Raw genomic sequence first — 22,663 nt, forward strand, 5'->3', positions numbered from 1 at the left:
GAGAGCGACGTGAACAACCGTAGCAATCGCATGATGACAAAGGCGGCCCTTGGGGCCGCCAGTATAGCCGCCGTTCTCGTTTTAGCGGGCTGTGCTAGCCCGCCCAACAACGACCGTACCGAATTGCGCGACGCCGGAGATGGCTTTCCGGCGCTAGCGGGCAACTGGTACGACGGCGGACAGTTTGTTGACCCTGAAAACATTTTGCGTATTCGGGAAAGCCAAACAAAAGATCAAGTACGCCAGTTAATCGGTAACCCTCACTTCACGGAAGGGTTCTTTGGTGTTCGAGAGTGGAACTATGTTTTCAATCTCTATACAGGCAATGGAAATGAGTACATTACTTGCCAATACCAAGTGCACTATGACGATGATATGGCGTTAGAAAGCACTCGCTGGCGGGATGCGCAGTGTCCTGCGCTACTAGTGCCAATCGAAGTGGAAGAGATCGCTGCTGAGCCGCGTGAAGAGAAGCTGACGCTATCAGGCGATGTATTATTTGATTTCGATAGTGATACGTTGACGCTAGAGGGACGTCGTGCTGTTGATCAAGTGACTCAAACGATCGCAAGTGACTTCGTGAGCCCAAGTGTGTTGATCATTGGTTATACAGATCGCTTTGGTAGCGAGGCGTATAACCTAGCGTTATCCAACTCTCGTGCTGAAACGGTAGGTGCCCGTATGGCTAATCAGGGGATTAGTCGATCGAGCATTATGACGGCTGGACGTGGTATGGCAGACCCTGTTGTAGAGTGCCCAGGAAGAAGTGCAACGCCAAGTGTGACTGAGTGTTTGAGGCCAAATAGGCGAGTGGAAATTACGGTTACTGAGACGGCTCGTTAGTTGCTTATATAGCGAACTGGTACTAAAGGTAACTATTAACGGTGGGGGTACAACACTATCCCTGCTTTTGAAAACCTAAACTTAGGAAGTTGAATAATGAAGTATGTTGGCTATATCACTACGTTCGTAGCGGCAGTCGCGGTGGCAGTTGGTCTGTCTATATTTAGCATGGGCGTAATGGCAGAACAGCAGGAGCAACCATCTAAGAACACTGTGGATCAAAGCTCAGTGTGTGTAGCAGCAAGTGATGAACAAGCGCTAGGGTGTCCTGAAGGTGGTATGTTCCTGGCGCGTTTGGCCATCAACGAAAGTGACTTGCAAAACCCGCTAATACTTGAAAACCGTGTGTTGAACACGATGGCTCTTTACTGCGATACAAACTTTGAAATTCAGCATACACGCACGGGTGTGCTTTGTGTGCTGACCCATGAGCGTATCGGTACGCCAGCTGAAGATGCTGATGCTATTGAAGCGGTTGAAGAAGAGCCGGTTGAGGAAGAATCGGTTGAAGAAGATTCTTAACCGCATATTTAAATAATTATTCTTATTATTCAATATTCAATTCACATTGATTTAGGAGGTGGTTCCTTATGAGCAAACAGCGCACGACAGGCCCGGCAAAAAGCAGAGCCGCTAGTAAAAGTGAAGCCAATCAAAGCGAAAAAGAAGTAACTGCTAATGAGAGTGAGTCGGCGGTTGCCGTTGGCGAACAAGCAACGCAGCCAACTGTCACGATAGACGGTAAAGAGTACACGCTTGAAAGTCTGGGACAGCAGGGGCGAGAGCAGCTGCAAAATCTACGAGTCACAGACCAAGAGCTACAGCGTTTACAAGATCAACTGGCGATTACGCAAACAGCCCGCAATACTTATGCCCGTATACTGGCAGAAGTGACGAAGTCGGTAACGCCAGTGAAGTAATCTCGCAAGCTGTGAGATTGCTTAATATTGTTGAACGCCCGGTAGACGAAAGTCTATCGGGCTTTTGTGGAGGAAGGCTTAAATATGAGGATGCTACCCTGGTTGAGCCTTATTATTGTCGGGATTAGCACGCTAGCCAGTGCGGATTACGAGGCTGGGCTTGGTGAATATCAGCGTGGCCATTATGCCTCCGCTATCCATGAGTGGCGCACGGCAGCAGAACGAGGTAATTCAGACTCTCAGTTTGCACTGGGAATGATGTTCGAGCGCGGCCAAGGGGTTAGTGCCAGCTTAGATGAAGCCTATAAATGGTATCGACTTGCGGCGGATAATGGGCTTGCAGACGCCCAGGTTAGGTTGGCTGAGCTTTATCTTCTTGAACGTCTTGAAGGTGATTCAGGATTAGCTGCGCAGTGGTTTGAGCGGGCTGCCGAATCAGGCAATGCTGCGGCACAATTTCAACTAGGCTTATTGTATTTGGAAGGGCAGGGCGTTGATGAAAACGCTGAGCTTGCGGCGAGATGGTTTGAGTTGGCCGCTGAGCAAGGGCATGTGGCAGCACAAAACAATATCGGTAGCCTTTACGAAACAGGTCGTGGAGTAGAGCAAAGCTATACTCGTGCGTTTGAGTGGTATGAGCGTGCTGCGAAGCAGAATGACCCGTTCGCGCAAAATAATCTTGGTGCCATGCATGCTAGAGGACATGGAGTTGATCGTAATCATGCCTGGGCGGTTTTTTGGTTCGTTATGGCTGCTCAAGGTGGCAATGATTTAGCGCAAGAAAATATTAATGCCAGCCTACCTAATCTTGAAGAAAAACAAATTGCCGGAAGTCGCGTTAATATTCGTGCGGGAGCAAGTACGGATTTTGACCGTATTGCATCATTGACAAGAGGCACCGCCGTTTACGTGCTGGGAAGTATGGATGGATGGAGCCAAGTCTATTTCCAACAGGACAATGCACCCACTTTAGGTTGGATATCTAATACACTAATTGAGTGATTTTTTAATAGAAATTAGTGCTATTTGAACAGCAAATACATTACCGAGCGTGCCTATGTGTATCAAAGATGGTGGCGTTATGAATAAAAGAAAAAGCTGGAGTAGCTTGAAAGCTAAGTCGCTGTTACAACGTTTTTCAGGCGTTGTATTCGGAAGTGTGTTTTTACTGACTTGGGGGCTTTCCTACGCATCTGATACACACCATCAAGTGATGCCAGGCGATACGCTTTGGGACATTTCCGAATATTATTATGGTACTCCTGACGAATGGCCCACGTTGCAACAATTAAATGCGATAGCTGACCCCTTCAAGCTTCAGCCCGATACCATGGTGGATCTCAGTGATTTCGATCCCTTTCCGCTGTCGGTTCTGTTCCGTTCAGGTGAAGCATGGTTAATCGAAGAGGGTGGTGAAACTCTTTTGGAGAATGGTGACATTATTGAGCTGGGATCTATTATTGAAACCGGAGTAGGCTCTGCTTTGACTTTGCAAATGCGTGATGGTGCCAGGGCGGTAGTGCCTTCTAATTCACGCATTGTGCTAAAGCGTGAAGGGGAGAGAGGAGTCACGTTTCAACTAGAACATGGCGAGATAGAATCTTATGTACCTGCAAATCGCATGCTGAGGCGAGCATACAACATAGAAACAAATACGGGTGTCCTAGGTGTTCGGGGGACTCACTTTCGGGCAAGCTATGCAGACGAAACATTGATAACGTCGGTTTATGAAGGGAGTGTCGCTGCTCAAAATCGAATGGGTACTTCAGAAGCCTCAGTTAGTGAGGGTGAAGGGGCACGTATTGATGAAACAGGGAGTATTCAAGTAGTACGCCTCTTGCGCCAACCAGAGGACGTGGATATCACTTCGCTTTCAAATGAGGCCATACAAATAGATGTTTTGTCTCCTGTGCAGGGACAGGCTTATAGAGCACAAATAGCGAGTGATCCAAACTTTCTAACGATAATACGTGATCAACGCTCTCAAGGCAGCCAGATACAGTTCGAACCACTTTCTCCGGGGTTTTACCATTTGCGAATAGCCGCTATAGATGAGTTTGGTATTGAAGGTGATAGCGCCATTTTCGTTATTCATCATCGTGGTAATCGAGTGTCCGTTAAGCAGGAGGAAAGTGCATGGATATTCGAGTGGCTCCATCGAGCACAAATGACCTATCGCTTGCAGCTAGCAACTGACCGCGAATTTATGAAAGTTTTATTAGACTATGAGCCTCAAAATAATGGTCCTTTAAAAGTAAGCCATTTGCCAGGTCACGAGATATTCTGGCGTGTGGTCAGCTTAGATGAACGTACAGACATGACTGTGGTTCTCGATACTGGAACACTAAATGACACAGGGCAGTAGCCTTTCTAGAGCATTACATCGGCGGTTCGTGATGACATGGTGTGCAATGGGCAGTTTGTTACTGCCCATTGCTTTTTTTCTTTATAGTTTGTCTCCCTTACTGTCTGATAACTTTTTTTATGATGCTTGGCTTTCCAGGCAATCAGAGCCCCCTTCTGCCGATATTTTGGTTGTAGCGATCGATGAGCCCAGCCTGCAAGCATTGGGGCGTTGGCCTTGGCCTAGAGATGTTCACACACAGCTGATTGATCAGTTGAACGCAGCGGGTGTGCAATCCATTGTTTTGGACGTCCTATTGGTTGAACCGAGCCGCCAACCTGAGGAAGATAAGCGGCTTGCCAACGCTATGCAGCGCCATGGAAGCACTTATCTGCCTATGGCACTACTTTCTGACTCTTTATTGGAAGGTAGTGTACGAGATGTCTTAATCCCTCCTCCTCCATTATTATCTGCCGCCAAGGGCGTTGGGCATATCAATGTGATGCTTGATACTGATGGCGTAGCTCGATCAATCGAGTTGCTGATTGAACGTCGTGATGATGTATGGCCACAGCTCATGACCCTTCTTGCGGATGCAGAAAAAACCGAAGAGCGTGATACATCAAATTGGCCAACTGAGGCAATAAGAATACCGTTTCGCGGTCCGGCTGGCTCATATCCAACTGTTTCTTACCACGATGTATTAATGGGGTATGTACCTGCCTCCTTGCTCAGAGACCGCACTGTCTTAATAGGCATGACTGCCCTTGGTTTGGGCGATCGCTACAATGTTTCGTTGTTGTCTTCAGGTTTAATGCCAGGTGTTGAAGTACATGCACACTTGCTCGATGCCTTACGAAATGAAACGTATATACGCCAAGTAGATAGCTGGCTAGGGGCGTTTTTTGCAAGTCTGCCTATTATTATCTTAATGCTATTGGCTTGGTGGCTAAGGTTCCGCTATTTGCTATTAGTGGTGCTATCGCTCGGTGTGGGGGTGTTATTCATTTCTTTAGTAGCGCTGAACTTTAGGTGGTGGTGGCCCCCTTTTGCGAGCTTAATAGCACTGGGTATTGCCTTCATTGCAATTGTTTGGCAGAGCCAGGCTGCATTACTGTCTTGGTTCAAGCGCGAGCTGGAATTGTTATATCAAGAGCCATCTATTTTGCCATTTAGGGAGCCTGATGACATTCGAGGTGAAGGTGGGAAACTGTATCAGCAGTCGCAAGCCCTTGAGTTTGCGTTAGGCCGAATTGTGGAAGGACGGCGGTTTATATTAGATGCAATGCACTCGTTACCACTCCCTATCTTCATACTAAATAAGAAGGGTGAAGTGCTGTTGGCAAATAAGAAAGCATTGGCAATTTGTTGGGAGGGAGGTGAGCCTGCCATCGATCACATTGATGCTTTGCCATCCTTTCTAACCTTTGAAGAAAAAGAGGGTTTTTCGACAATATGGCCGCCCCAGCCAGCTGGAATCATTGATGTCAACGGCGTTCAAATAGGTGGCTTATGTACTGACAGAGATGGACGTACGTATCGACTGGAAATGGGAGAGCTTTCTACAACGACCAATAGTGCCGCTGGAGGCTGGTTAGTGTGGTTGGTTGACTTGACAAGTGAAGTAGAGGCTGAAATGCAGCGATCTAGCATGCTTAGTTTTTTATCACATGACATGAAAGCCCCCCAGGCGAGAGCGTTAGCATTTCTAGAGGCCCAAAAAGATCCAGCATCGGCTGCAACGCAAGCTGATTTTTACAGCTATTTGGAGCAATGCCTTACGATGGGGCTTGGGATGATTAATGACTTTATTAATCTAACGAGGGCTAAGTCATTTGATTTGAAAAAAGAGTTTGTGCTGTTTGAAGATGTTGTTATGGAAGTTCTTGATCAAGTTTATCCACTTGCGAAAGTGAAAAATGTTAAAATAGTCAGCGAGCTGAAAGATGAAGACGGAGCTCCGATAGTTGGCGATAAAAGCTATCTTGCAAGAGCGGTGTTTAATTTAATTGAAAATGCCGTTAAGTATACGCTTTCTGGTGGCGAAGTTAATGTTCATGTGTGCAGGCAGGATCAATGGGTTGTGCTTCAGGTTTCTGATAATGGCGTTGGTATTGAGTCTAAGGAGATTAACGATATTTTTGATGACTTTAGGCGCAGTGATAAAGATGGTGTGGCGGAAGGTCATGGGCTGGGGCTAGCATTAGTTAAAACGGTAGCAGCTAAACATGGCGGTGAGATTTACTGTGAAAGTGAGTTCGGTAGAGGCAGTCAATTTACAATGAAGCTTCCTTTTTGTGAGCTTTAGCCTATTTATCCTCGATGCATCAATTGTTAGTTATTTTTTGAATGCTGACTATATGAACGACGTTGCCTAGTTCAGGAATTTGTTGTACTTGAAAACGAATATTGACATCTCTTAACTGCATGCCATATTCCCGTTCTGGTTGGCCATTATGGTAGGCGGGGCGTGGGTCTTGGCCTAATACTTGGGTAATGAGCTGCCTTAAATCACTAGCATCTGCGCGTTGAGCGAGCGCCGTTTCGGCCGCAGAAGAGAACTCTACGGGGTAAAAAGGTGGTGATGTTGGGGCAAAGCCTGAGCGTGCATGTGGGAGTGCCTCAGTCCAGGGCAGATAAGGTTTGATATCTACTACGGGCGTACCTGTCATCAAATCTGCCCCTTTGAGCAATAGGCGTACACCGGTATGTGTATCAATACCTACTAGCTCAACAAGCGATAGCCCTAAACGGTTAGGACGGTGCGTGCTTCGGCTTGCGAAGACCCCTATTTTTTTATTGCCACCCAGCCGGGGAGGGCGTACAAGTGGGGCCCATTCTTCAGGACTGCGGTGAAAAATAAAGCTGATCCATAAGTGGCTAAATGCTTCTAGTCCACGAACGCTTAACGGTGTGTTGAAGGGGGGCGTTAATACCAGCGTCGCTTTCGCCGCTGTCGCTAGCCCTGGTTGTCGAGGAATGCCAAACTTATCAGGATAATCGCTTTCGATGTAGCCTATTGGGCTAACGTTAAACGACTCATTTATTGATATTTCGCGCATGACACACCTTACGTGTAAGTAAAACCGAAGTATAAAGCAGTCAAGCATCGGGTTGGGATGCAATGACACGTTAAGGTGCGATAAATAGTGGAGATGTAAGACATGCCAAGTACTGACGTGAGCCAAACACCTTCTGCGCCCACTCCACGAATTACTTATCGTGAAGGATTTGCCCGTGACGCAGCTGATCAAGCAGAGGTGTTTTATCACGCTGTGATGCAGGGTGCCGCTTCACACTATGGTGTAGACGAACGCCGAGCTTGGGCGAATGCATTACCACGTGAGGCAAGCGCCTGGGCGGCGAGGCAAACACTCTACACCACGCTGGTCGCAAGCTGTGATGGGCGATGTGTAGGGTTTTTAGAGTTAGACGTTGCGGCCAAACGTATAGAGACAATTTATGTGTGGCCTTCACTCACTGGACGTGGGATCGGTACCACACTGTTGATACACGCTGAGCGTATGTTGCTTGAGCAGGGTGTCTCGCGTGTAGAAATTGAAGCAAGCTCAGTGCTTTATGAGCGCCTGCTTCGCCGAGGATTTACTAACCTCGGCGAGCAGTGGGTAGAACGCAGTGGCGAACTTTTGAAACGCTATCGCTTAGTCAAAAAGCTTAACGCTGTCGAAACCTGAGCGCATCAAACGTCGAAAGTGTGGGTAATGCGCATTGATAGATCGATCGATTTGAGGTCTTTGGTGAGTGCGCCGCTGGAAATGCAGTCAACGCCGGTATCGGCAATTGCCTTTAACGTTGATGCACCGACATTGCCAGAGGCCTCAAGTGTTGCCCGTCCTCCGTTTATTTCGACCGCTACATGCAAGTCTTCCAAGGCGAAATTATCGAGCATAATAATGTCTGCTCCTGCGGCTAGTGCCTGATCAAGCTCCTCAAACGTTTCCACCTCCACTTCTACTGGCAGGTCACTTGCCAGTTTACGGGCTTGCGCAACGGCTGCTTGAATACCACCACAAGCAGCAATGTGATTCTCTTTAATTAAGAATGCATCCCACAATCCAATACGATGATTATGTCCACCACCGCAGTTTACTGCGTACTTTTGGGCTAGACGCAATCCTGGCAGTGTTTTACGAGTGTCCAGTAGGCGAACATTAGTGCCTTCAATTAAATCAACGTAATGTCGCGTTGAGGTAGCCGTGGCAGATAATGTTTGCAGCATGTTCAAGGCCGCACGCTCGCCCGTCAGTAGGCTGCGAGCAGGCCCCTCTAACTCTAAAAAGCACTGATCTGCCTGAAGGAAGTCGCCGTCTGCGGCCTGCCAACGTAGCGTAACGCGGTTATCTAAGCGCCGAAAAATTTCGTCTACCCAGGCAACGCCGCAAAGTACCGCGGGTTCGCGAGTAATGATGTTGGCGGTTGCCCATTGGTGCTCAGGGATTAACTGCGCTGTAATATCGCCAGGGCCAACGTCCTCAGCCAGTAGGCGGGCTGCGCTAGCGCGTATCTCTTCGGCAAGAGCGTTTTCATAATGCATGGCGGTGCGTTCTCTAGGCGTTATTGGGTGTGTTGGGCATTATAGTGAAAGAGAGCGTCAACGTAGAGGAGAGCGTCTCTGTTATGAAAAGAACAACTTTTGAGGGTCAGTGGTCAAGCGCTAGGCAAGTAGTATCGCCCAACTGCGATCAGCGCCCCAATAGTGAGGTCTCGCTGCTACTTATTCATGCTATTAGCTTGCCGCCAGGACAGTTTAGTGGTGATGCCATTGAGGCGCTATTTACTAACCAGTTAAATTCAGGAGACCACCCCTTTTTCGCTGAGATTAAACATCTTAGGGTATCGGCTCACTTTTTGATTCGTCGCGATGGCGAATGCTTACAGTTTGTTGATACGGATCATCGCGCTTGGCATGCCGGGCGCTCATGCTGGCTTGATTCGTACCAAAAGACGTGGCGAACAGCCTTAAATGATTTTTCAGTAGGTATTGAGTTAGAAGGGGATGACGTGACTCCTTTTACCAAAGCGCAATATCAAGTGTTGGTAGCGGTAACTCAATGGCTAATGTCGCGCTATCCACAGTTGGATAAGTCACGCATTACTGGCCATGCCCATGTGGCGCCGCTGCGTAAAACTGACCCAGGGCCAGCCTTTGATTGGGCTTATTATTATCAACAGCTAGATGCTTAGCGCTGGGCGAATAAATTTATCAAAGAGCGTAGAAAATTTAATTAAGTACTTCACTCATAAGTAAATAAAACGGTAGTTTGGCTACATTTTTGAGCGTTTGGTAGATTCGACTAAAGTCTGATTATTTCTTTATGTTGCGGTGCAATACTCTGTTTTCGATAGCCTTTTAGGGCTTACTAGAATTGGCAGAGTGACGACTTTGCGGTATCTTCGCATATACAAAAGGCTAACTTTTACGACAATTGTGTAGCTTTACTACATCAAAAAGTGCGTAGCTTGTTGAATGTAGAAAGAAAACCCCTGCACGACGCTTAGGCGTCGGTGTTTTACCGGCCTGTGGTGGCTAAACACCGCAGCCGCCCCAGGCCCTAAGGGTTGGCGGGGCTCATTGTCATTTATCGTCATTCGGAGAGACCTCTATGAGTCTGGAGACAAGAGAAGATCTCGATCCGCTCGAAACCACGGAGTGGCTAGAATCCCTGGAATCAGTACTGGATCGTGAGGGCGAAGATCGTGCCCGCTACCTGATGACCCGCTTGGCGGATCGCCTGCGCCGGGACGGGATGAAGGTGCCCTTCTCGGTGACAACCCCGCACCGGAATACGATCCCTGTGCATCGCGAAGCACCGATGCCCGGCGATCTGTTTATGGAGCGCCGCATTCGGTCGTTGATTCGTTACAACGCCATTGCTCAGGTCATCCGTAATAACCGCGCCAACCCCGGGCTGGGCGGCCACATTGCCAGCTTTATGTCGTCGGCTACGCTGTACGATGTCGGCTTTAACCACTTCTTCCGCGCCCCCAAAGGCGATTTTGAAGGCGACCTGATCTACATTCAGGGCCACGTTGCCCCGGGGATTTACGCGCGTTCTTATCTGGAAGGCCGCCTGTCTGAAGAGCAGATGGACAAATTCCGTCGCGAAGTCGACGGCGATGGTCTGTCTTCCTACCCGCACCCGTGGCTAATGCCGGACTACTGGCAGTTCCCCACGGTGTCTATGGGCCTTGGCCCGATTCAAGCGATTTACCAGGCTCACGTGATGAAGTACCTGCATCACCGTGAGCTGAAAGACATGTACGACCGCAAGATCTGGTGCTTTATGGGCGACGGCGAGTGTGATGAGCCGGAGTCACTGGGCGCGATTTCCCTGGCGGGTCGTGAAAACCTCGATAACCTGATCTTCGTCATCAACTGCAACCTGCAGCGCTTGGACGGTCCGGTACGCGGCAACTCCCGCGTCATGGACGAGTTCGAAGGCGTATTTCGTGGTGCCGGTTGGAACGTCATCAAGGTCGTCTGGGGGCGTCACTGGGATCCGCTGTTCGAGAAGGACAAGAAAGGCATCCTGCAAAAACGCATGGATGAAGCAGTCGACGGTGAGTACCAGAACTACAAGGCCAACGGCGGTTCGTACACCCGTGAGCACTTCTTCGGTAAGTACCCCGAAACCGAAGCGATGGTCAATGACCTGTCTGATGAAGACATCTGGAAGCTCAACCGCGGTGGTCACGACCCGTTCAAGGTCTACGCGGCCTACCATGAAGCGGTCAACCAGACCAACGGTAAGCCCACGGTCATCCTGGCGCACACCGTTAAAGGCTACGGCATGGGCAGCGGCGATGGCGAAGCCGCCAACGAAGCCCACCAGGTCAAGAGCATGGAGTACGAAGCGCTGCGCAAATTCCGCGACCGCTTTGGTATTCCGATCACCGACGAACAGCTCAAAGACGTGCCCTACTACAAGCCGGAAGAAGACTCTCCCGAGCTTAAGTACATGCACCTGCAGCGGGAACGCTTGAACGGCTACCTGCCGGCCCGCCGCAGTGACTTTGAGGCGCTGGAGATCCCCAGCCTGGACGACAAAACCTTTGCCTCGCAAATGGTGGGTTCCAAAGGGCGCGAAGTCTCGACCACTATGGCATTCGTGCGCGTCCTGAACGGTCTGGTCAAGGATAAGAAGCTCGGCAAACATGTCGTACCGATTATTCCTGACGAAGCGCGTACCTTCGGCATGGAAGGCATGTTCCGTCAGCTCGGCATCTACACCTCGGAAGGTCAGAAATATGAGCCGGTCGATAAAGGCCAGATCATGTTCTACCGCGAGGATCAGAAAGGCCAGATTCTCGAAGAAGGGATTAGTGAGGCCGGTGCGATGTCCGCGTGGATTGCCGCCGCGACGTCCTACAGCAACAACAACGTTACCCTGCTGCCGTTCTACATCTACTACTCGATGTTCGGCTTCCAGCGCATTGGTGACTTGGCCTGGGCCGCGGGTGACCTGCAAGCCCGCGGCTTTATGGTCGGCGGCACTGCTGGGCGTACCACGCTCAACGGTGAAGGTCTGCAGCACCAGGATGGTCACAGCTTGATTCAAGCCTCCACCATCCCCAACTGCCGCAGCTACGACCCGACCTACGCCCACGAAGTGGCGGTCATCCTCCAGGATGGTTTGAAGCGCATGTTCTCCGACAAAGAGAACTGCTTCTACTACCTGACGGTGATGAACGAAAACTACGAGCACCCAGCAATCGACAACGTGCCCACCGACGATATCGTCAAAGGCATGTACCTGCTCAACGAAACGAAAGGCGACAAGGGCCGCGTGCAACTGATGGGCTCCGGTACCATCCTGCGCGAAGTCGAAGCCGCCGCAGAGCTGTTGGCCAACGACTGGGGCATTGGCGCGGATATCTGGAGCGTGACCAGCTTTAACGAGCTGCGTCGCGAAGCGCTGCTGTTGGAGCGTGAAGCCTTCTTGAACCCGGACGTTGAGGGCAACAAGCCCCACGTGACGAAGTGCCTGGAAGGCCGTGACGGCCCGGTGATTGCCTCCACCGACTACATGAAGCTCTACGCCGACCAGGTGCGTGCCTGGGTGCCAAGCGAGTACACCGTGCTGGGTACAGACGGCTTTGGCCGTTCCGACACCCGCGAGAAGCTGCGCTACTTCTTTGAAGTAGACCGCTACTTCGTCACCGTGGCGGCGCTACGTGCGCTGGCGGACCGCGGTGAGCTTGATCGCAAGCATGTCGGCGAGGCGCTGAAGAAGTATGGCATCGACGCCAACAAGCCGAACCCGCTGACCAGCTAAACCGCTGCCCGGCGGGCAAACGCCCGCCGGCTCGATCCGATTTGGAAGGAGCGCGACCTTGAGTAGCGAAATCATCAAAGTTCCCGATATCGGTGGTGATACCGATGTCGAAATCATCGAGATTGCGGTGTCAGAAGGCGACGTCATTGAAGCGGAAGACACCCTAATCACCCTGGAATCTGACAAAGCCAGCATGGACGTCCCGGCCCCGAAAGGCGGCAAGGTGCTCAAAGTGCTGGTCAAAGAAGGCGATAGCGTCTCCGAAGGCGACGACATCGTTGAGCTGGAAGTCGAAGGTGGTGGCGATGCCAAGCCGGAAGCAGCGGCTGACAGTTCCTCCGACGAAGCCCCCGCACCGAAGCAGGAAGAAGCTCCCGCGCCGGCAGCGAAGAAAGCCGGTGGCGGCAAGCAAACGGTCGATATTAAAGTGCCGGACTTGGGTGGTTCAGACAACGTTGAAATCATCGAAGTCGCGGTCAGCGCTGGCGATGACGTCAACGCCGAAGACACTTTGATCACCCTCGAGTCGGATAAAGCCTCGATGGATGTACCCAGCCCGCACGGTGGTAAGATCGTTGCGCTCACGGTCAAAGAAGGCGATACCGTCTCGGAAGGCGACGTGATCGGCCAGATGGAAATCGCTGGTGAAGGTGGCGACAACAGCGAAGACGCGCCGCAAGAGCAAGCCGCTAGTCAAGCCAGCAGCGCGCCGGAAGAAGTGGCCGCTGAAGAGTCTGTCGTTGAAGAAGATAGCGGTAGCGGTGAGCCTGAGCGCAAAGAGATCCGTGTGCCGGATTTGTCAGGTTCTTCTGACGTGCCGATTATTGAAATTGGTGTGGCGGCAGGTGATGAGGTCAACGAAGAAGACCCTCTTATCACTCTGGAGTCTGACAAAGCATCGATGGACGTGCCGAGCCCTTACAAAGGCAAGCTTTTAGAGCTTACTGTGAAAGAGGGTGACACTGTCTCTGAAGGCGATGTGATTGGCTATATAGAAGTAGCTGGTGCCAAGAAGGCAGCCCCTAAAAAAGCGGCGCCGGAGAAAGCTCAGTCCTCTAATGCCAGTCAGTCAAGTGCTAAGCCTACCGCTTCACCAGAAGGTACGCCTAGCCCTGAAGCGCAGATGGCCTCTCATAAGCCCCGCGATGGGAAGCTGGTACATGCAGGCCCAGCAGTACGCATGCTGGCCCGTGAGCTTGGCGTTGACCTTGGTCTTGTTAAGCCTAGCGGCCCGAAAGACCGGGTGCTGAAAGAAGATGTGCAGGCCTACGTGAAACAGGCCATTGCCAGCCAAGGTAAAGCACAAACAGCGGCTGCCCCAGCAGCGAGTGGTGGTGCTGGCATTCCCGCGATACCAGAAGTCGACTTCAGCCAGTTTGGCGACGTGGAAGAGAAGCCGATGGGTCGCCTGCTTAAAATGGGTGCGACCAATCTGCACCGCAGCTGGCTCAATGTGCCTCACGTGACGCAGTTCGACGAGGCCGACATTACCGAGCTTGAAAGCTTCCGTAAAGCCATGAAGGCTGAAGCCGAAGCCCAAGGCGCCAAGCTGACACCGTTGCCGTTTATGGTTAAAGCCTGTGCCTTTGCACTGCGTAAATTCCCCCAGTTCAACGTTAGCCTGAAAGGCGACGGCGAAACGCTGGTATGGAAAAACTACGTGCATATCGGAATTGCCGTGGATACACCTGATGGTCTGATGGTGCCAGTAGTGCGCAACGCCGATAAAAAATCCTTGATTGAGATTGCCAAGGAGATGGCGGAGCTCGGCAAGAAAGCGCAAACCAAGAAGCTTAAGCGTGATGAGATGACCGGTGGCTGCTTCACCATTTCGAGCCTTGGCTCGATTGGTGGAACCGCGTTCACACCGATCGTTAATGCGCCGGAAGTGGCGATCCTGGGGGTGTCGAAAGCGCAGATGAAGCCGGTATGGGATGGCAGTGCCTTCCAGCCGCGCTTAATGATGCCGCTATCGCTCTCTTACGATCACCGGGCGATTAACGGTGCGGATGCCGCCCGCTTTACGGCCTTCCTGGCCGATGTGCTGACGGATATTCGCCGATTACTGCTGTAATCGTCTCAGAGTAAGCCACAAGCGGCGCCCAATAGGGCGCCGCTTGTGTTTAAAACAGTTCAGTAGGCCTGCAAGGAAGGGGTGACCAAAGTACAAGGAGTTGCCACCTGACTGTTTTTGCTTAAGAAAATGTTAAAAAAATGCGTTATCAGGCTTTTGGGGAGTTGTGTCATCCGAACGGCACGGTTATTGTCAGTCCATTATTTAAAATTATTCATATCTAACACTAACATTCAAGGAGCAGTGCCATGCGTTTAATCCTGTTGGGTGCCCCCGGCGCGGGGAAGGGGACTCAGGCTCAATTCATTTGTGAGCAGTTTAAGATTCCTCAAATTTCCACCGGGGATATGTTGCGCGCGGCCATCAAGGACGGCACCGAACTGGGGCTCAAAGTAAAAGAGATCATGAACAGCGGTGGCTTGGTATCTGACGATATCATCATCGATCTCGTCAAAGAGCGCATCAGTCAGCCTGACTGTGAAAATGGTTTCTTGTTTGATGGCTTCCCACGCACCATCCCGCAAGCAGATGCGATGAAAGAAGGCGGCGTTAAGTTGGATCACGTGCTGGAAATTGCCGTGCCTGATGAAGAAATTGTTAGCCGTCTCGCTGGTCGTCGAGTTCATCAGGCGTCTGGACGCGTTTACCATGTCGACCATAATCCGCCCAAAGAACCGGGTAAAGATGACGTGACTGGGGAAGCGCTGATTCAGCGTGAAGATGATCAAGAGTCTACCGTGCGTAACCGTCTTTCGGTTTATCACGATCAAACCGCACCGTTAGTAGACTATTATCAGCAGTGGGCGAAGGAAGATCCTGACGCTGCGCCGCAGTATCATCGCGTAGAAGGTGTAGGCAGCGTGGCTGATATTACTCGGCAAGTAAAAGAAGCTCTTTGCTAAGCATTGATTGCTAGTCAACCACACGATGGCCCGCAGGTTACCTGCGGGCCATCGTCGTTGGTGCCGCGTAAAGGTATAATGGCTGTCTATTTTACGGAGTGCAAAACCGATGTCATCGTTACACCTTCTTGCGCTAGATGCGTCGTCTAGTGCCTGCTCAGTGGCATTGCTACGTCAACAAGTATGCCAGGAAGGAATCCAGCAGGAGTGTTTGACACGTTTTGAGATGACGCCACGTGCCCACACCCGGCGCTTAATGCCGATGGTGGATGACATCCTCGCTGAGGCCAATATTTCGGCAAAGCAACTAGATGCTGTTGCATTTGGGCGTGGCCCCGGTTCATTCACTGGCTTGCGTATCGCTGCAGGTGCAGCGCAAGGCTTGGCATTTGGGCTAGATTGTCCATTGCTGGGTATTTCTACCTTGGAAGCGCTCGCGCTTCAGGCCCATCGCCGCTACCATTTTCGCCATGTAGTGACCGCGCTAGATGCCCGTATGGGCGAGATTTATGCAGCTACTTGGCACTGTTTAAATGACACGCTTAGTTTACAAAGTGACGAAGTGGTCGTCGCGCCTGCTAGCTTTCGTTTACCCACCGAGGAAACCGATTGGGTGGGGGTGGGATCAGGGTTTACGCTGTGGGATGACTTTGCATTAAGCGTACAAACCAATATGTCTCAGCATCTCACTGATCTTGAACCACGGGCAGAAGAGATGGCGTGGCTCGCCGCTCGAGATTTAGAAGCGGGCTTAGGTCAGGCAGCTCATGAAGCCCAGCCGATTTACTTGCGCAACGATGTTGCCTGGAAAAAGCCAGCATGAGCCACATGGTAAGCCCAGAGACGCTTGTGTTGCCTTCAGGATTAGCGCTTGGCTACGTTGATGGCCAATTGGCACTGTCAGGTGATGAGCGCCAATACGGAAAACCGCTTAGCGTGGATTTTGCCGCTGGAAAGGCAGCTCATCGCCGTCAGTTTGGTGGCGGTCGCGGGCAGTTAGTGGCAAAAGCCTGTGGGCTTGCTAAAGGCATTACGCCTAACGTTGTGGATGCCACGGCTGGTTTGGGCCGCGATGCGTTTGTACTGGCAAGCCTGGGCGCAAATGTCTTATTAATTGAACGTGTCGCGGCGATTGCCGCGCTGCTTCAAGATGGCCTCGCGCGTGCCGCAAAAACAGATACGACAGCAGAGATTGCCTTGCGTATGACGCTCCGCCATTGCGATGCCGCTGAGCAGCTGGCTGCCCTTGTGGAAAGCGCGGCCTTTGATCCTGAGGTTATTCATCTTGATCCGATGTTTCCGCACCGTGAAAAGTCGGCGTTGGTCAAAAAAGAGATGCGCTTGTTTCGAGAGCTGGCGGGAGATGACGATGATGCACCGCGCTTATTAGAAGCAGCGCTGGATGTAGCGACGCATCGAGTGGTGGTCAAGCGCCCCCGCAAAGCTCCCCCTATCGATGGCCCTGCGCCGCAGCATACGCTGGAAGGTAAAACGAGCCGTTACGATTTGTATGTCCATCGCTCGCTGGCTCGTCGCTGAGTCGTTTTATCAAGAGAAGGAGTCTCTATGCAGCACGTGTGGCGTGAAGGCAACCGCACTACTCTGTTGCCGGAAGCAACGCGATTTTTGCCAGCTATGTTTGATGCGGTTAGTCAAGCGGAGTACTACGTGCTGGTGGAGCTCTACTTGATGGAATCAGGTAAGTTAGCGAGTCAGATGAGTAATGCGCTGATCGACGCTGCTGAGCGCGGTGTAAAGGTGTTTTTGCTGCTCGATGGTTATGGCTCTATGGGATTGGAACATCGTGACCGCATACGCCTAGAGCAAGCAGGTGTCGCATTACGGTTCTTTAATCCCATTGGTTTTCACTCGCTGGCTCGTAACTTAAGCCGTGATCACCGCAAAATTGTTGTCGTGGATGGAGAGGTTGCGTTTACCGGCGGATTTGGCGCGGTGGATGAGTTTCTGGAAGCATGGTACGAAATTGCGGTGCGCATCGAAGGCCCTGTGGTCGCTGATTGGGAAGGGCTTTTTCGCCGTTTATGGCGTTCCCGGTTAACACGGCAAGCAGGTGATGGGCAGGCTAGTTCAGTGTTGCCGCCACAGCGGACAGCAGTGCATTATGCTGATGGCATACGTGGCCGTGTAATGTCAGCGAGGGGGTATCGTTACCAAGCTATTCGCCACTCGCTCTATGCGCGGGTAAATCAGGCAAACAAGCGACTTTGGCTATGTACACCTTATTTTGTGCCGACCTTCACGCTGCGCCGACGTCTTATTCGCGCAGCACGGCGTGGCGTGGATGTTTGTTTACTATTACCGGGTAGTAAACATGACCACCCAGGTGTGCGCTATGCAGGACAACGGTTTTACCAAGCGTTGTTAAAAGCCGGCGTGCGGATTTTTGAGTTCCAGCCCACGTTTATTCATGCCAAGTTTGTGTTAGCAGATAACTGGGTCAGTCTTGGTTCATGCAACTTCGACCATTGGAATCTGCACTGGAACCTTGAAGCTAATCAAGAAGTAGAAAACCAAGCCTTCGCCAAGCAAGTTCAATCGCTGTTTGAGCGTAACTTTGCCGCCAGCCAAGAAGTCGATGCTGCCGCCTGGGCCGCACGACCCTGGTGGCAGCGAGCCCGAGAGTGGGTCTATGGCGTAGTGGATGGTATTGTCACCCGTCTTAAATAATGTGCGGCTAACAATCGGCTATCGACGCTTTTTACCTTTGGCAGGTGTTTTCTTGCGTGGCTTAGGCTTTGGCGTTTCGGGGGGCACGCGGTAGTGAAGATAAAGATCCAGGACTAATTCTGGCAATTGAGCAACAAAGGTTTCCTGACTGGCCTGATCTTGGGCCATCTCAGCCATTTCTGGCTCATCATCGAATAAACCTGAGAGCGACATAAAGGGCAACAGTAGCGTGGCGGCAGCTTCTTCGTCATCTTGGAACCACGCGCTTTCGTCGCTAAAGACACCTTCCATAAACCCCGCGCACCAGTCGCCGATGGGCGTTTCCTCAGCGGGGATACCATCTAGCGTTAGCTCGAAGGGTAACTCTGGTAAACCACCCTGTTCAAGCACTGCGACGGCGTTGTCACGTAGCAGTGTTAGCAGTTGGATAATCTCGTCTCGTTCGGCATCGTCCCGATAACTTGGCTCTCCCTGAAACAGCTCAGTTAACCATTGGCTGGTGGGTAATTCGCTAGGGGCGACCGCCAATGCCACCAAAAAGCCATGGGCAGAAATAAGATCCAGTGCATCTTCGCCCACTTGCTCGGAGTCAAGGAAATCATCCAACCTATCAAGTTGCTCGTCGTCAAGCAGCGGCTGAGGCGGGGTAGTATTGGGCGACGTTGCTGCGGAAACGTTATTGCGCTCTGCCATAGGGGGCCTCATCATAAAAATCGTCTTTGAGAAAAAGATGTTGATCGGCAACACTCGTTGGCAACATCGTTACTGGTTAGTTTATCACTAATGAAGACTTTACCACTGCCCCCATGGCCTGCTGAAAAACTTGCGACACTATCTTCAGAGGCGCTCATGCACGCCGTGCGAGACAGAACTGATGAAGCGTTAAAACGCTGCCAAGAAGTCTATCCTGCGCTGCCAGCGCCAAAGGTGTGGTTCGACCTAAAAGGTGCCTCAGCAGGGCAGGCGCATCTAGGGCGTGGCGGGCTGCGTTTTAATCCTGTTTTACTGAGCAATAATCGGCAGGCGTTTTTTGACGAGGTGATTCCCCATGAAATGGCGCATTGGTTAGTCTTTCATTTAGCCAATGGCACGCGGCTCAAACCGCATGGTCGAGAATGGCAAGCTGTCATGCGAGACCTGTTTGGCCTTGAGCCTAAGGTGACTCATCGCTTTGATGTTCAGGATGCCCAGTCTCGGCCATATTATTATCAATGTGACTGTCAAACGCATTGTTTCACAGCCAGGCGTCATTCTTTAGTGGTAAAGGGGCGTCGCTATCGCTGCCGTCATTGTGATCAGACCTTGGTCTACAGTGCTTTTAAAAAACCTTGAAAGTGTTTTAACCTATTGTTTTAAATATTAAAAATGTTAATACCAATGTCTAAAGGGAAGCCGGCGTTGGGAGGTTTATGCTAGGTAAATATTAAGCGCGTCGGTGCGACTAACAATAATACCGACACCATTTTCTAGAGAGTGCAATTTCACGGACAGAGGCAACTTCATGAGCGAGCATAAAAACGTCTATCCAGTGCGCGATAGTATCGCTGCCAGTGCATGGGCTGATAAAGATAAATATGCGGCAATGTATCAGCAGTCCATGGACGACCCGGAGAGTTTCTGGGCTGAGCAAGCAAAGCGTCTTGATTGGATCAAGGCGCCAACCAAGATTAAAAACACCTCCTTTGCACGCGATAATGTTGATATTCGCTGGTTTGAAGATGGTGAGCTAAACGTTAGCGCCAACTGCCTAGATCGCCATTTGGAGAAGCGTGGCGACCAAACAGCGATTATCTGGGAGGGAGATAATCCTAACGATTCAAAACATATTACGTACCGTGAGCTTTATGAGCGCACTAACCAGCTGGCCAACGGCCTGAAGTCGCTGGGGGTAAAGAAAGGCGATACAGTGACGCTGTATATGCCGATGATTCCCGAAGCGGCCATGGCCATGTTGGCATGTGCCCGTATTGGTGCAGTGCACTCTGTTGTGTTTGGCGGCTTTTCGCCGGACGCAGTCGCTCAACGGGTGATCGGTGCTGATTCTAAATTGGTTATTACTGCCGATGAGTCGGTGCGTGGTGGTAAACACGTCCCCCTCAAAGAGAACGTTGATTCGGCCCTGACGCGCGATGGCACCGATGTGTGCAAAAACGTATTGGTGGTGAAGCGTACAGGCGGTGATATTGAGTGGCAGGAAGGGCGCGACATCTGGTTTGACGAGCTGGTAGATAAGCAATCTAGCGAATGCCCAGCCGAAACCATGAATGCTGAAGACCCGCTGTTTATTCTCTATACCTCTGGCTCAACCGGTGCGCCTAAGGGCTTAAAGCATACTACTGGCGGCTACCTTGCCTATGCGGCGATGACCCACCAGTACGTTTTTGACTATCAAGAAGGCGAAGTTTACTGGTGTACTGCGGACGTAGGCTGGGTGACAGGCCACAGCTATATTGTATACGGACCGCTTGCCAATGGTGCAACCACGCTAATGTTTGAAGGCGTGCCGAGCTATCCAAGCCATGGCCGTATGGGCGAAATTGTTGATAAACATCAGGTCAATATCCTCTATACCGCGCCTACTGCTGTCCGTGCATTAATGGCGCATGGTGATAACGTGATGGACTCTAGCAAACGTGACTCACTGCGCTTGCTAGGTTCTGTAGGCGAACCTATCAACCCAGAAGCTTGGGAGTGGTTCTATCGCGTTATTGGCAATGAGAAGTGTCCTATTGTGGACACCTGGTGGCAAACCGAAACGGGCGGCATTATGATCGCGCCACTTCCTGGCGCTACTGATCTGAAGCCTGGCTCTGCTACAACGCCCTTCTTTGGTGTGAACCCCGCGCTGGTGGATAATGAAGGCCATAAATTAGAAGGCGAGACGGAAGGCAATCTAGTCATTCTCGACTCCTGGCCGGGCCAAGCGCGCTCCATTTGGGGCGACCACGAACGCTTTGTACAGACCTACTTTTCTACTTACGACGGCATGTATTTTACAGGAGATGGCTGCCGTCGGGATGAGGATGGCTATTACTGGATTACAGGCCGGGTTGACGACGTACTTAACGTCTCAGGCCATCGTATGGGCACTGCTGAAATAGAGTCGTCTCTGGTTGCTCACTCGGCAGTGGCAGAAGCCGCCGTCGTCGGTTTCCCGCACGATATTAAAGGCCAAGGCATCTATATCTATGTAACACTTAATGATGGTATTGATCCCACGGATGAACTCAAGAAAGAGCTGACTCAATGGGTACGTAAAGATATTGGCCCGATTGCATCGCCAGATGTAATTCAGTGGGCTCCTGGGCTGCCAAAAACACGTTCTGGTAAAATTATGCGGCGCATTTTACGTAAAATTGCGGCCAATGAGTGTGATGGCCTGGGGGACACCAGCACGCTGGCTGATCCGTCGGTGGTGGACGAACTCATTGAGCATCGTGCCAACCAGTAATGTTTTTTGCCCCCAGTTATCCTTCTAGTGGGAGCACTTTTAAATGACGGATGTCATTCATTTGCTATATTAAATAAGGCAAACTGGATAGATCCGTTGCAGTGCCGGCCATGAAGCCGGCACTGTTATTTCTGTTTGAATGACGTATCAATGACAAATAGTGCATGTGATGCTTGGGAATGACGAAGCCCATGGGGTACCATGCTTCAACCGTATGAGCCTAGCGTCGCGGCGGTAGCCAACCCCGCTGCTCGAGGAACCGGAGGAATATCCATGGCAGTAGCCCATAAGTTTATCGTCGCAGACGACCATCCGCTGTTTCGTGCAGCGCTCACCCAGGCGTTGCGCCAGTTAGCCCCCCAGGCTGAGATTGTCGAAGCCGACACCATGGAAGCCACCACTGAGGTCGTTAATCGACACCCTGATGCTGATTTGATTTTGCTAGACCTCCATATGCCAGGAGCGCATGGCTTTTCAGGTTTGATTCAATTGCGTGGCCAGATGCCCGATATTCCGGTGGCGGTTGTTTCAGGCAGTGACGAGCCCTATGTAGTACGTCGTGCAATTGACTACGGCGCGTCAGGCTTTATTCCTAAATCATCCTCGCTACAGTTGATTGCTGAAGCGGTGGGGGAAATCCTGCAAGGGGAAGTTTGGCTGCCAGAAGCGTTGGCGAACGTCTTAGATGAAACCAGCGAAGAAGAGTCGCGTTTTGCGGAGGCAATTGCCTCACTGACGCCGCAGCAGTTTCGTGTGCTCAATATGCTGACGGAAGGCTTGTTGAATAAACAGATCGCCTATGAGCTTAGCGTCTCAGAAGCCACTATTAAGGCCCACGTGACGGCTATTCTGCGCAAGCTGGGAGTGCACTCGCGCACCCAGGCTGTTATTGCTGCTCAGAAACTTGAAGTGGAACCGCCGAAAGTTTCTTCTTGAAGGGTAAGCTGGATTCCCGATAACCCCCTTCGGGAATGACGGTATGGTGCATCTGTCTCGTTTCGGGAATGACGGTGTGATGCATTTGTCTCGCTGCTCTGTCATTCCCGCGTGCTTTTAGCGGGAATCCATTTTGAAGCAGGCTCCCAGGCATCAGCGGGTAAGGTCAAACTGGATTCCCGATAACCCCCTTCGGGAATGACGGTAT

Annotated in this window: 20 protein-coding genes; 17 read left to right on the forward strand and 3 right to left on the reverse strand. The window is 51.2% G+C overall.

What is annotated here, in order from left to right; all coding sequences use genetic code 11:
• Window positions 1-9: 9 nt before the first annotated feature.
• The 6 genes from L1X57_RS09235 to L1X57_RS09260 all read left to right on the forward strand — a co-directional run bounded on the left by L1X57_RS09235 (window position 10) and on the right by L1X57_RS09260 (window position 6,415).
• Window positions 10-843 (forward strand): OmpA family protein, encoded by an 834-nt coding sequence (locus L1X57_RS09235; RefSeq protein ID WP_234668035.1) that lies wholly within the window; start codon window positions 10-12, stop codon window positions 841-843.
• Window positions 844-939: 96 nt separating this feature from the next.
• Window positions 940-1,365 carry a hypothetical protein gene (locus tag L1X57_RS09240; protein ID WP_009724785.1) on the forward strand — a complete coding sequence of 142 codons (426 nt, stop codon included), beginning with the start codon at window positions 940-942 and terminating at the stop codon, window positions 1,363-1,365.
• Window positions 1,366-1,433: 68 nt separating this feature from the next.
• A complete protein-coding gene (locus tag L1X57_RS09245; RefSeq protein WP_009724784.1) occupies window positions 1,434-1,763 on the forward strand; it encodes a DUF6447 family protein in 330 nt (109 codons plus the stop codon).
• Window positions 1,764-1,847: 84 nt separating this feature from the next.
• A complete protein-coding gene (locus L1X57_RS09250; protein WP_009724783.1) occupies window positions 1,848-2,765 on the forward strand; it encodes an SH3 domain-containing protein in 918 nt (305 codons plus the stop codon).
• Window positions 2,766-2,844: 79 nt separating this feature from the next.
• Window positions 2,845-4,128, forward strand: coding sequence for a FecR domain-containing protein (locus L1X57_RS09255; protein WP_186004663.1), 1,284 nt, complete (start codon window positions 2,845-2,847; stop codon window positions 4,126-4,128).
• On the forward strand, window positions 4,112-6,415 hold the full coding sequence (locus L1X57_RS09260) for a CHASE2 domain-containing protein (RefSeq protein ID WP_083817083.1): 2,304 nt from the start codon (window positions 4,112-4,114) through the stop codon (window positions 6,413-6,415). Before L1X57_RS09255 ends, L1X57_RS09260 begins: the two co-directional genes overlap by 17 nt.
• A 19-nt stretch (window positions 6,416-6,434) precedes the next feature.
• On the opposite strand, the gene tsaA is transcribed toward L1X57_RS09260, so the two are convergent.
• Window positions 6,435-7,169, reverse strand: a complete 735-nt coding sequence (gene tsaA / locus L1X57_RS09265) for a tRNA (N6-threonylcarbamoyladenosine(37)-N6)-methyltransferase TrmO (RefSeq protein WP_009724780.1) — start codon at window positions 7,167-7,169, stop codon at window positions 6,435-6,437.
• A 102-nt stretch (window positions 7,170-7,271) separates the two neighbouring features.
• On the opposite strand from tsaA, the gene L1X57_RS09270 reads away from it, so the two are divergent.
• Complete coding sequence (locus L1X57_RS09270) at window positions 7,272-7,802, forward strand: GNAT family N-acetyltransferase (RefSeq protein ID WP_009724779.1); 531 nt, start codon at window positions 7,272-7,274, stop codon at window positions 7,800-7,802.
• 5 nt (window positions 7,803-7,807) lie between these two features.
• Here L1X57_RS09270 and nadC read toward each other — a convergent pair whose 3' ends face one another.
• Window positions 7,808-8,662, reverse strand: coding sequence for a carboxylating nicotinate-nucleotide diphosphorylase (nadC, locus tag L1X57_RS09275; RefSeq protein ID WP_009724778.1), 855 nt, complete (start codon window positions 8,660-8,662; stop codon window positions 7,808-7,810).
• 83 nt (window positions 8,663-8,745) lie between these two features.
• Here nadC and ampD point away from each other — a divergent pair, with 83 nt between their 5' ends.
• The 7 genes from ampD (at window position 8,746) to L1X57_RS09310 (ending at window position 18,068) form a co-directional block, all read left to right on the forward strand.
• Window positions 8,746-9,312 (forward strand): 1,6-anhydro-N-acetylmuramyl-L-alanine amidase AmpD, encoded by a 567-nt coding sequence (gene ampD, locus L1X57_RS09280; protein ID WP_009724777.1) that lies wholly within the window; start codon window positions 8,746-8,748, stop codon window positions 9,310-9,312.
• Window positions 9,313-9,731: 419 nt separating this feature from the next.
• A complete protein-coding gene (aceE, locus tag L1X57_RS09285; protein WP_234668036.1) occupies window positions 9,732-12,404 on the forward strand; it encodes a pyruvate dehydrogenase (acetyl-transferring), homodimeric type in 2,673 nt (890 codons plus the stop codon).
• Window positions 12,405-12,462: 58 nt separating this feature from the next.
• Window positions 12,463-14,478: a pyruvate dehydrogenase complex dihydrolipoyllysine-residue acetyltransferase gene (gene aceF, locus L1X57_RS09290; RefSeq protein WP_234668038.1), complete on the forward strand. Its 2,016-nt coding sequence runs from the start codon at window positions 12,463-12,465 to the stop codon at window positions 14,476-14,478.
• Window positions 14,479-14,726: 248 nt separating this feature from the next.
• The gene (adk, locus tag L1X57_RS09295; protein ID WP_009721279.1) at window positions 14,727-15,380 is read left to right on the forward strand and encodes an adenylate kinase; all 654 of its coding nucleotides are present in this window, start codon (window positions 14,727-14,729) and stop codon (window positions 15,378-15,380) included.
• A 109-nt stretch (window positions 15,381-15,489) separates the two neighbouring features.
• Complete coding sequence (gene tsaB, locus L1X57_RS09300; protein WP_009721280.1) at window positions 15,490-16,203, forward strand: tRNA (adenosine(37)-N6)-threonylcarbamoyltransferase complex dimerization subunit type 1 TsaB; 714 nt, start codon at window positions 15,490-15,492, stop codon at window positions 16,201-16,203.
• Between the two features lie 5 nt (window positions 16,204-16,208).
• Window positions 16,209-16,919, forward strand: coding sequence for a class I SAM-dependent methyltransferase (locus L1X57_RS09305; RefSeq protein ID WP_143759688.1), 711 nt, complete (start codon window positions 16,209-16,211; stop codon window positions 16,917-16,919).
• A gap of 27 nt (window positions 16,920-16,946) precedes the next feature.
• A complete protein-coding gene (locus L1X57_RS09310) occupies window positions 16,947-18,068 on the forward strand; it encodes a phospholipase D-like domain-containing protein (RefSeq protein WP_009721282.1) in 1,122 nt (373 codons plus the stop codon).
• A gap of 18 nt (window positions 18,069-18,086) precedes the next feature.
• On the opposite strand, the gene L1X57_RS09315 is transcribed toward L1X57_RS09310, so the two are convergent.
• The gene (locus tag L1X57_RS09315) at window positions 18,087-18,761 is read right to left on the reverse strand and encodes a YecA/YgfB family protein (protein WP_009721283.1); all 675 of its coding nucleotides are present in this window, start codon (window positions 18,759-18,761) and stop codon (window positions 18,087-18,089) included.
• Window positions 18,762-18,851: 90 nt separating this feature from the next.
• On the opposite strand from L1X57_RS09315, the gene L1X57_RS09320 reads away from it, so the two are divergent.
• From L1X57_RS09320 to L1X57_RS09330, 3 genes are all read left to right on the forward strand, one after another.
• Window positions 18,852-19,400: a SprT family zinc-dependent metalloprotease gene (locus L1X57_RS09320; RefSeq protein WP_039868362.1), complete on the forward strand. Its 549-nt coding sequence runs from the start codon at window positions 18,852-18,854 to the stop codon at window positions 19,398-19,400.
• A gap of 169 nt (window positions 19,401-19,569) precedes the next feature.
• Entirely contained in the window at window positions 19,570-21,519 is a 1,950-nt protein-coding gene (acs, locus tag L1X57_RS09325; RefSeq protein WP_009721285.1) for an acetate--CoA ligase, read from the forward strand.
• Between the two features lie 273 nt (window positions 21,520-21,792).
• Complete coding sequence (locus tag L1X57_RS09330) at window positions 21,793-22,455, forward strand: response regulator (RefSeq protein ID WP_009721286.1); 663 nt, start codon at window positions 21,793-21,795, stop codon at window positions 22,453-22,455.
• Window positions 22,456-22,663: the final 208 nt, after the last annotated feature.

This window comes from Halomonas sp. TD01 (genome assembly GCF_923868895.1).
Taxonomy (GTDB): domain Bacteria; phylum Pseudomonadota; class Gammaproteobacteria; order Pseudomonadales; family Halomonadaceae; genus Vreelandella.

Excerpts from the sequence above, each read along its gene's own strand:
- L1X57_RS09240 (WP_009724785.1), top strand. The coding sequence starts at position 940 with ATGAAGTATGTTGGCTATATCACTACGTTCGTAGCGGCAGTCGCGGTG.
- L1X57_RS09245 (WP_009724784.1), top strand. The coding sequence starts at position 1,434 with ATGAGCAAACAGCGCACGACAGGCCCGGCAAAAAGCAGAGCCGCTAGT.
- L1X57_RS09250 (WP_009724783.1), top strand. The coding sequence starts at position 1,848 with ATGAGGATGCTACCCTGGTTGAGCCTTATTATTGTCGGGATTAGCACG.
- L1X57_RS09255 (WP_186004663.1), top strand. The coding sequence starts at position 2,845 with ATGAATAAAAGAAAAAGCTGGAGTAGCTTGAAAGCTAAGTCGCTGTTA.
- L1X57_RS09260 (WP_083817083.1), top strand. The coding sequence starts at position 4,112 with ATGACACAGGGCAGTAGCCTTTCTAGAGCATTACATCGGCGGTTCGTG.
- tsaA (WP_009724780.1), bottom strand. The coding sequence starts at position 7,169 with ATGCGCGAAATATCAATAAATGAGTCGTTTAACGTTAGCCCAATAGGC.
- L1X57_RS09270 (WP_009724779.1), top strand. The coding sequence starts at position 7,272 with ATGCCAAGTACTGACGTGAGCCAAACACCTTCTGCGCCCACTCCACGA.
- nadC (WP_009724778.1), bottom strand. The coding sequence starts at position 8,662 with ATGCATTATGAAAACGCTCTTGCCGAAGAGATACGCGCTAGCGCAGCC.
- ampD (WP_009724777.1), top strand. The coding sequence starts at position 8,746 with ATGAAAAGAACAACTTTTGAGGGTCAGTGGTCAAGCGCTAGGCAAGTA.
- aceE (WP_234668036.1), top strand. The coding sequence starts at position 9,732 with ATGAGTCTGGAGACAAGAGAAGATCTCGATCCGCTCGAAACCACGGAG.
- adk (WP_009721279.1), top strand. The coding sequence starts at position 14,727 with ATGCGTTTAATCCTGTTGGGTGCCCCCGGCGCGGGGAAGGGGACTCAG.
- tsaB (WP_009721280.1), top strand. The coding sequence starts at position 15,490 with ATGTCATCGTTACACCTTCTTGCGCTAGATGCGTCGTCTAGTGCCTGC.
- L1X57_RS09305 (WP_143759688.1), top strand. The coding sequence starts at position 16,209 with ATGGTAAGCCCAGAGACGCTTGTGTTGCCTTCAGGATTAGCGCTTGGC.
- L1X57_RS09310 (WP_009721282.1), top strand. The coding sequence starts at position 16,947 with ATGCAGCACGTGTGGCGTGAAGGCAACCGCACTACTCTGTTGCCGGAA.
- L1X57_RS09315 (WP_009721283.1), bottom strand. The coding sequence starts at position 18,761 with ATGGCAGAGCGCAATAACGTTTCCGCAGCAACGTCGCCCAATACTACC.
- L1X57_RS09320 (WP_039868362.1), top strand. The coding sequence starts at position 18,852 with ATGAAGACTTTACCACTGCCCCCATGGCCTGCTGAAAAACTTGCGACA.
- acs (WP_009721285.1), top strand. The coding sequence starts at position 19,570 with ATGAGCGAGCATAAAAACGTCTATCCAGTGCGCGATAGTATCGCTGCC.
- L1X57_RS09330 (WP_009721286.1), top strand. The coding sequence starts at position 21,793 with ATGGCAGTAGCCCATAAGTTTATCGTCGCAGACGACCATCCGCTGTTT.